Origin of the sequence: Pseudonocardia sp. NPDC049154 (genome assembly GCF_040648315.1) — a bacterium.
GTDB lineage: Bacteria > Actinomycetota > Actinomycetes > Mycobacteriales > Pseudonocardiaceae > Pseudonocardia.
Genome location: NZ_JBEZDN010000255.1, coordinates 1 through 2,089 on the forward strand (window position 1 = coordinate 1; position 2,089 = coordinate 2,089).

The 2,089-nt window shown below is 73.1% G+C and carries 2 protein-coding genes; both read right to left on the bottom strand.

The annotated features are described in order from the left end of the window. Positions 1–31: 31 nt before the first annotated feature. A complete protein-coding gene (locus AB0B41_RS43115) occupies positions 32–934 on the bottom strand; it encodes an SDR family oxidoreductase (RefSeq protein WP_358213014.1) in 903 nt (300 codons plus the stop codon). A gap of 11 nt (positions 935–945) precedes the next feature. After that, the gene (locus AB0B41_RS43120) at positions 946–1,956 is read right to left on the bottom strand and encodes an acyl-CoA dehydrogenase family protein (protein ID WP_358213016.1); all 1,011 of its coding nucleotides are present in this window, start codon (positions 1,954–1,956) and stop codon (positions 946–948) included. Positions 1,957–2,089: the final 133 nt, after the last annotated feature.

Sequence of the window (2,089 nt, forward strand, 5' to 3'; positions counted from 1 at the left end):
GGCCGGAGACCCGGCCGGGCACCCGGGGCGGTCAGGAGCGCTGGGCCTTCGACGCTGCGCTGGCGGCCTTGCTCTTCTCCGTGGCCGCGGCCCAGTCTTCGGCGGTCATCGAGGTGAGCCCGGCGAAGGTGCCGGGACCTGCGAGCATCTGGCCGCCGTCCATTGCGATGGTCTGGCCGGTGAGGTAGTCGCAGGCGTCGGACAGCAGGAAGATGGTGAGGTTCGCCAGCTCCTCGACGGTTCCGGTGCGGCCCATCGGGATCGCGTCCGCCTGGGTCGCCCCGACCGAGCTCTTCTCGGTGGGGTTGAGCATCTCCCACGCGTAGTCGGTGGGGATGGGGCCGGGGGCCAGCGCGTTGAGCCGGATCCCGTACCGCGCCCACTCCACGGCCAGCGACATGGTCATCGAGTGCACCGCGGCCTTGGCCATCGCCGAGGGCGTGACGAACGCCGAGCCGGTCCACACCCAGGTCGTCAGGGTGGAGAGCACGCTGCCCGGCAGGCCCGCGGCGATCCACCGCTTGCCTGCCGAGTTCGTGGTGTGGAACGACCCCTTCATCACGGTGCCGCTGACCGCCTCGAAGGCACGCGGGCTCAGCGACTCGGTGGGCGCGATGAAATTGGCCGCCGCGTTGTTGATGACGCTGGTCAGCGGGCCGTGCTCCTTCCAGAGCGCCTCCATGGCGGCGTCGACGCCGTCCCCGTCCCGCACGTCGACGGTCTGCACGTGCACCGAACCCGGCCGGGCCTGCGAGGCCTCGGCCGCCGCCTCCTCGAGCACCGCCTTCCGGCGGCCCCACAGGTGCACGGTCGCGCCGTGGTCGACGAGGTGGCGGGCGACGCCGCGGCCGAGGCCGGTGCCGCCGCCGGTGATCAGGACGCGCTTGCCCGCGAGCAGGTCCGGTGCGAACGGGCTCTTCTTCGACGTGGTCATGGCGTCCCTCCTCAGAGCCCCAGGCTCCGGCTGATGATCTCGCGTTGGATCTCGTTGGTGCCCCCGTAGATGGGCGGGGCCAGGGCCTTGCGGACCTGCGCCTCCATCCCGAACTCGCGGGTGTAGCCGTAACCGCCCATGAGCTGTACCGCTTCGAGCGCCGTCTGCTTCGCCGCCTCCGTGCAGCGGATCTTCGCCGTGGAGCTGTCGCGGGACAGGCCGCTCTCGTCCCCGGCGTCGAGCCGGTCCGCCACGTCGTAGAGGAACGCCCGGCACAGGGCGATCTCGGTGGCGAGATCGGCGATGCGGTGCCGCACCGCCTGGAAGCTGCCGATGGTGCGGCCGAACTGCTCGCGCCGGGTCACGTACCCCAGCAGGTCGTCGAACGAGCGCTCGGCGGCGCCCAGGCTCGACGCCGCGATGATCAGCCGCTCGACGCCGAGACCCCGGTTGAGCTGGCGCCAGGCACCACCCACCGTGCCGACCACGGCGTCCGCCGGGACCCGGACGTCGGTGAAGTAGAGGTCGTTGACGGTGTGCCCGTACATCGTGTCGATGGGCCGCACGACCAGGCCCGGCACGTCCGCCGGGACCATGAGCAGGGTGAGCCCCTCGTGCTTGCCGCCGGAGGAGTCCGTGCGGGTCAGGACGAGGATGTGCGCGGCCAGGTGCGCCGCCGTCGTCCAGGTCTTCTGCCCGTCGAGCACGAAGTGGTCCCCGTCGAGCACGGCGGGCATCCGGGCCGACGCGAGGTCCGAGCCCGCGCCCGGTTCGCTCAGTGCGATCGCCTCGAAGCTCCCGGCGCAGATCGACTCGACGATGGTGCGCTTCTGCTCGTCGGTGCCCCAGTGCAGGTAGGTCTGCGCGGCGGTCAGGCCGGTTCCGTAGGCGGTGATCGGGGCGAGTCCCCGGGCCGTCTCTTCGAGGAAGAGGCACTCGTCGACGAACGTGCCGCCCTGCCCGCCGTGCTCGGCGGGCAGGGAGATCCCCAGCCAGCCGAGCTCGGCGAACCGCCGGAGCAGCGCGGGACTGTCGGCGAGGGTGGGGGGCCCCCCGGGGGGGGGGAGGGCGGGGGAGGGGGGGGGGGCGCCGCCCGCCCGGACGGCAGGGGGGGGGGGGGCCCCTCCCCCGCCAACTCCCGGGGGCCCCGGGCCG